Source organism: Pseudomonas sp. GW821-FHT11D10 (genome assembly GCF_058808435.1).
On sequence record NZ_JBXARR010000012.1, the window covers coordinates 213,446 to 219,815 of the forward strand.

A 6,370-nucleotide genomic window follows, 5' to 3' on the forward strand; every position below is an offset into this window, starting at 1 on the left:
GTCTGATCGACATGACCACATTGAAAAGCACACCACGCGCCGATGGCTTCTACATGCCGGCCGAATGGGCACCGCAAACCCAGACCTGGATGATCTGGCCCGAGCGTCCGGACAACTGGCGTCTGGGCGGCAAACCGGCGCAGGCCGCTCACGCCTCTGTGGCCAAAGCCATTGCGCGTTTCGAACCGGTCACCGTGGCGGTGTCCGCCGGCCAGTACGAAAACGCCCGCGCTCGCCTCGACGTGCCGAATATCCGCGTGGTCGAGATGTCCAGCGATGACGCCTGGGTCCGCGACAGCGGCCCGACTTTCGTGATCAACAACAGCGGCGAAGTGCGCGGTGTGAACTGGGACTTCAACGCTTGGGGCGGTTTTGATGGCGGCCTGTATTCGCCGTGGAACCGCGACTCCCAGGTCGGCGGCAAGATCCTCGAAATCGAGCGCAGCCCGCGCTACCGCACCGAAGGCTTCGTGCTCGAAGGCGGTTCGATTCACGTCGACGGCGAAGGCACCCTGATCACCACCGAAGAATGCCTGCTCAACCGCAATCGCAACCCGCACCTGGGCCGCGAAGAAATCGAAGCGGTGCTCAGCGAAAACCTGTCGGTGGACAAGATCATCTGGCTGCCGGATGGCCTGTTCAATGATGAAACCGACGGCCATGTGGATAACTTCTGCTGCTACGTGCGTCCGGGCGAAGTGCTGCTGGCGTGGACCGACGATCCGCAGGATCCGAACTACCCGCGCTGCCAGGCCGCGATGAAAGTGCTGGAAAGCAGCACCGACGCCAAGGGCCGCTCGTTCACGGTGCACAAGATGCCGATTCCGGGGCCGCTGTTTGCCACCGAAGAAGAATGCGCGGGCGTGGACCCGGTGGACGGTACCCAGGAGCGCAATCCGAGCGTGCGTCTGGCCGGCTCCTACGTGAACTTCCTGATCGTCAACGGCGGCATCATCGCGCCGAGCTTCGACGATCCGATGGACGCCCCGGCGCGTGAGATCCTGCAGAACCTGTTCCCGCAACACGAAGTGGTGATGGTTCCGGGCCGCGAACTGTTACTGGGGGGCGGCAACATTCACTGCCTTACCCAACAGCAGCCCGCGCCGCACAAAGAGTGAGTGCGGATGTAACAGCTTGAGTTGATTGAAAAATCGACCGGGCAGTCATTTGTTGCCCACGCTTGAAGAGAAACCCGCAGCCCGTCAGGACTGCGGGTTTCTTTATGTCCGCCGGTCGACAATTTCATGACGTTGGCATAGCTCTTGTATCGCTGATGACGCACTAGGGAGGGGGGAGAACTTCAACAGTTCTGTCATAAACCTTGGATAACGTAGCCGCTCACGAACGGGGAGAGAGCGCTGAAATGAACGCCGAAGTGAACGTAATCAGCGAGCGGACGTTGCATCCCATGGCTGTAAATAGTGAGTCGCTCCAGATTGTCGCGCACTGGTTGAAGTCCAATGGAACGCGTCAGATCAGGGAACCTGATCCGCGCCGGATGATGATCGAGCGTTACCCCGCTGGCCTGTTCAGCGAGGCCGAACTGGAAGCACTGTGGGATGTGATGGAAGGATAAGAAGAACAAACAAGGATTGTAAAAAGCGCTGCCGGGATGGCAGCGCTTTTTTTATGGGCGCGATATCAGAAGCTGTAGGTACCGGTGACCACCAGGCTGCGCGGTGCGCCCGGCTGGATCTGGAATGCGCTGGTGGCCGACGAGTAATACTCGCGGTCGGTGATGTTGTTCAGGGCACCACGCAGGTCCCAGTCCTTGTGACGGTAGCCGACCAGTGCGTCCCAACGGCCGTAGCCCGGCAACACGGTGGTGTTGGCGTTGTCGGCATAACGCTGGCCGACCAGGGTCAGGCCGGTTTCGGCGTACCAGCCCATTTCCGGTTTCCAGGTCAGGAACAGGCTGCCGTTGCGCTTGGCCACGTTGTTCACGCGTTTGCCTTCCAGGCCGTTGTTGTCCTTCTCGATGGTTGCGTCCTGCACACCGACGCCGCCGCGCACGTACCAGTTGCCGACGATCTTGCCGGTACCGGTCAGCTCGATCCCGCGCGAGCGTTGCAGACCGCTGAGCACGGTCAGGGTCGGGTCGTTCGGATCAGTGGTGCGGCGGTTGTAGAGTTCCAGCTCATAGACGGCGAGGGTGGTGCTCAGGCGATCGTCGAGCCAGTCGCTTTTCACGCCGATTTCTTTCTGCTTGGTCAGCTCCGGGCTCAGGTCATTGGTATTGCCGGCCGCGCCCGGGGTGATGCCGATCAGACCGCCGCCCACCGGCGAGAAGGTCTTGGTCCACGAGGCGTAGAACGAGTGATTCTGCAGGGGCGTCCAGACCACGCCGAAACGCGGGCTGGTGCTGTGGCTGTCACGGTCTTCGGAGATGTTGCGCAGCTTGTTGGTCGACTCGATATCGAAGGTGTCGTAGCGCAGACCGGCCAGCAGTTGCCATTGATCGTTCAGGCGCAGTTGATCCTGAACATAGATCGCGCGGCTTTCGACTTCGGTGTGGCTGCTGCTCGACACTTGCATGCGCCCGGTGTGGCGCAAGTCGCGGTTGGGGTTGTACAGATCCAGCGACGGCACGGCGGAACTGCCGCGCCCGGAAGTGGCCGCGTTGTACAGCGTCGGGTCGCGGCGCTGGCTGCCGGTTTCGAGGCCGGTCAGCAGGCGGTGCTCCAGACCGAAGGTTTCGAATCCACCTTCCAGCTCCACGTTGTTGAACACGTTGCGGGTGGTCAGGTCCTGTTGCCAGTGCTGGCGGGTGACCTTCTTGGTCGCCGGTGTGTAACCGGTGAGGTAGGTGTTGTCGAAATCGCTGTCGAGCTTGAACACGCCAAGTGTGTGGCGCAGCTGCCAGTTGTCGTTGATTTCATAGGCCAGTTTCGAGCGCAGGGATTGCGTCTTGTCGTCGATGAAATCCTGATCGTTGCCGTAGGTCGTGTCCCGGCCGACATCTGCCGGGCGTCCACCTACCCCGGGAATGCCGCGATCCGGCGTGCGGTTGTAGCGGCTATATTCGTATTGCACCAGCCAGTTCAGGTCAGGCGTGAGCTGCCAGCTCATCGACGGTGCGAACAGTTGGCGATTACCGCTGACGCCGTCGCGGAAGCTGTTTTCGTCCATGTTGCCCATGTTCAGGCGCAGGCTGATGTTGTCGCTCGGGTCGGTGCTGAGGTCGGCATAGAGGCTGCGTAGATCTTCGCTGCCACCCTGGGCCTCGATGGTCGATCGGCGGCCGGCCTCGGGTGCCTTGCTGACGCGGTTGACGATCCCGCCCTGGCTGCCACGGCCGTACAACACAGCGGCGGGGCCCTTGAGCACTTCGACGCGTTCGATGTTGTGCAGGTCGCGCTTGTACTGGCTGTCGTCGCGGATGCCGTCCAGATAAAAGTCGTTGCTGGCGTCGAAGCCGCGGATGCGCAGGCTGTCGAAGCGCGTATCGCCGCCGCTGCTGACGTTGGGCATGCCGCTCAAGGCGTCGCCCAGGTCATTGGTGCCGTAGTTGGCGAAGTTGGCGGTCCTGACCGAGTCGATCGCCTGCGGCACGTAACGCACAGGGGTTGAAGTACGCGTGGCGGTGTTGCTGACCTTCACGCGCGGGTCGTCGGCCTGGGTTTCGGCACTGATAGAGGTGGCGGGCAGTTCGGTCGCGGAGTAAGCGAAACCGGAAGACAAAAAGGCAGAAAGCCCAAGCGTGACGGGCGTGAGACGGAACGGGGCAGGCATTGAAAAGCGCATCCGAAAGGGTGGAAGAATTCGAGCGCGCGAATGGTAATGCTTTGCATTTACTTCCGTTAATTATTCCTGAAAGGTTCCGTGGTTTGATTGTGTCAATTTATTTCATGTTTATGTCGGAACGGACAATGAGCGCATTTGACCGATTGCCGAAACAGACTGAAAGCCATTCCGGCGTTTTTCCGCAACGACCGAGGGACTAATGTGCCGACATCATTTTTCCCACCTTCTGACCGGAGCTTTCCGATGAATCTTCATTACATCTACGACCCGCTGTGCGGCTGGTGCTATGGCGCCAAACCACTGGTGCAAGCCGCGCAACAAGTGCTGCCGGTGATCGCCCACGCCGGCGGCATGATGACCGGTGCCAACCGCCAGAACGTTACACCGCAACTGCGCAATTACGTGATGCCTCACGACCGACGCATTGCCGAATACACCGGTCAGCCCTTCGGCGAAGCTTATTTCGAAGTTCTGTTGCGTGATCACTCGGCGGTGTTTGATTCGGCACCACCGATTGCCGCTGTGATGGCAGCGGAAAAAATCGACGGCCGTGGCCTGGAGCTGCTTGGCCGTTTGCAGACTGCGCACTATGTCGAAGGGCGGCGAATTGCCGACGAAAGTGTGCTTGTGGAATATGCAGTGGAGCAGGGCTACAACGCCGATATGTTCTTGAACACCGTGCAGTCCGTCGACACCGAACAACATATAAAGAACAGCCGCGCCCTGTTGGCAAAACTGGGTGGGCAGGGTTTTCCAACTTTCGCACTGGAACAGGACGGTCAATTCAAATTGGTTGATATCGGGCCGTGGCTGGGCAAGCCAGAAGCCTTCGCCCAATGGTTGAATGAGTCATTTACGCCTGCGCCAGGGACTGAAACCCCGCGGGTCTGTGGCCTCGATAGTTGCGCGTAACCCCGCATCAAAATCCCTGACTGCGGGCAATTCCGTGCACGAAGCCATCGCAATATTTACTTTTTTTAGACGTTTTTCGCCTATTTAAAGACGATTCTTGAAATTGACACATTGTTGAGGGCGCGGCTACGATTCGGCCCAACGCCTGTGGCTAACCGCCATGACACAAAATCAGGAGCAGGCCCGCCATGACATTGTCTTGAGCGGGTCTTTTTGTTTCGGGGTGAATAAAAGAGTGCAATAAGCGCCGTTTCAGCCGTTCGACACAGCGCGTTTCAACCCGTAATAAGGAAAACAAAATGTTGAACAAGCGAATCAGTCTGATCGCACTGGGGATGTTGAGTGCCACTTCGGCCATGGCTAACGACCAGGCCGAATCCAAGGGTTTTGTTGAAGACAGCAGCCTCAAAGTGCTTCTGCGCAATGCCTACATCAATCGTGATTACAAAGACGGCAACAAGGACAAGGCCGAATGGGGCCAGGCGGCCATCGGTACGTTCTCGTCCGGTTTCACCCAAGGCACCGTCGGTGTAGGTGTGGATGCCTTCGGTCTGTACGCGCTGCGTCTGGACGGCGGCAAGGGCCGCAGCGGCGCTGGCGGTATCGATTTCTTCAAACAAGGTGACAGCGGCAACGCGGCTGACGACCTGTCCAAGGGCGGCGCAGCGGTGAAATTCCGTCTGTCCAACACCGTGCTGACCTACGGCGACCAGATGCCGGCCCTGCCGGTGCTGAACTACGACAACTCGCGTCTGCTGCCGGAAAGCTACACCGGTACCTTGATCACTTCCAGAGAGATCAAAGGCCTGCAACTGGATGCCGGTCGTTTCACCGCCGAATCGCGTAAAAGCGCTGAAGGCCGTGACAGCGGTGGTCTGAAGTCGATCAACGTGTTGGGCGGTAGCTACCAGTTCACCGAACAGTTCAAGGCTGCGCTGTACGCTTCCGACGTCGAAGACGTGCTGAAGAAGCAATACGTGAACGCCAACTACGTGTTCCCGATCGACAAGGATCAGTCTCTGACCCTGGACTTCAACGGTTACCGCACCAAGCTGGACAACTCCTACGTCCGCGAAAACGGTGTGACCGGCGACGACAACAAGATCTGGAGCCTGGCAGCGACCTTCGCCACCGGCCCGCACTCGTTCACCGTGGCGCACCAGCGTTCCACCGGCGACAGCAACCTGGGTTACGCCTATGGCGGTTACCAGAAAGGTCAGGGTCGCGTAGGTGACGGTGGCAACACCATCTATCTGGCCAACTCCTACTGGTCCGACTTCAACGCTGAAGACGAGCGCAGCTGGCAGTTGGGCTACGGCCTGGACTTCAGCGCATTCGGCGTACCGGGTCTGAGCTACAACTTCGCGTACGTGCGTGGCGACAACATCACCACGTCCACCAGCGAAGGCGGCACCGAGCGCGAGATCTTCAACCAGTTCAAGTACGTCGTGCAAAGTGGCCCGGCCAAAGACCTGAGCATCAAGCTGCGCAGCTCGATCCTGCGTGTTTCGCAGAAATCCAGCGAATACAATGTCAGCGGCAACGAACTGCGTGTGTTCGTGGATTACCCGATCAACATCTTCTGATGATTGGCTGAACCCGCGAAACGCGACAGAAAAACCCCGACTGGTTCGGGGTTTTTTTTGGTTCTTCACGGAATCCCGGGAAACACAGAAACAAGAACGCCGATTTGATTGATGATGTTCGTGCGAGC

Annotated in this window: 5 protein-coding genes; 4 read left to right on the forward strand and 1 reads right to left on the reverse strand. The window is 59.1% G+C overall.

Annotation, left to right across the window (positions count from 1 at the left end):
- The first annotated feature begins 11 nt into the window (after positions 1-11).
- Both aguA and AC1RT4_RS27785 read left to right on the forward strand, forming a co-directional pair.
- Complete coding sequence (gene aguA, locus AC1RT4_RS27780; protein ID WP_493089291.1) at positions 12-1,118, forward strand: agmatine deiminase; 1,107 nt, start codon at positions 12-14, stop codon at positions 1,116-1,118.
- 245 nt (positions 1,119-1,363) lie between these two features.
- Positions 1,364-1,576, forward strand: a complete 213-nt coding sequence (locus AC1RT4_RS27785) for a hypothetical protein (RefSeq protein ID WP_007952633.1) — start codon at positions 1,364-1,366, stop codon at positions 1,574-1,576.
- A 65-nt stretch (positions 1,577-1,641) separates the two neighbouring features.
- Here AC1RT4_RS27785 and AC1RT4_RS27790 read toward each other — a convergent pair whose 3' ends face one another.
- Positions 1,642-3,732, reverse strand: a complete 2,091-nt coding sequence (locus tag AC1RT4_RS27790; protein WP_493089295.1) for a TonB-dependent receptor — start codon at positions 3,730-3,732, stop codon at positions 1,642-1,644.
- A gap of 255 nt (positions 3,733-3,987) precedes the next feature.
- Between AC1RT4_RS27790 and AC1RT4_RS27795 the strand changes: the two genes are divergently transcribed.
- Both AC1RT4_RS27795 and AC1RT4_RS27800 read left to right on the forward strand, forming a co-directional pair.
- Positions 3,988-4,656, forward strand: a complete 669-nt coding sequence (locus tag AC1RT4_RS27795; RefSeq protein WP_493089297.1) for a DsbA family protein — start codon at positions 3,988-3,990, stop codon at positions 4,654-4,656.
- 299 nt (positions 4,657-4,955) lie between these two features.
- Complete coding sequence (locus AC1RT4_RS27800) at positions 4,956-6,242, forward strand: OprD family porin (RefSeq protein WP_493089299.1); 1,287 nt, start codon at positions 4,956-4,958, stop codon at positions 6,240-6,242.
- Positions 6,243-6,370 lie beyond the last annotated feature (128 nt).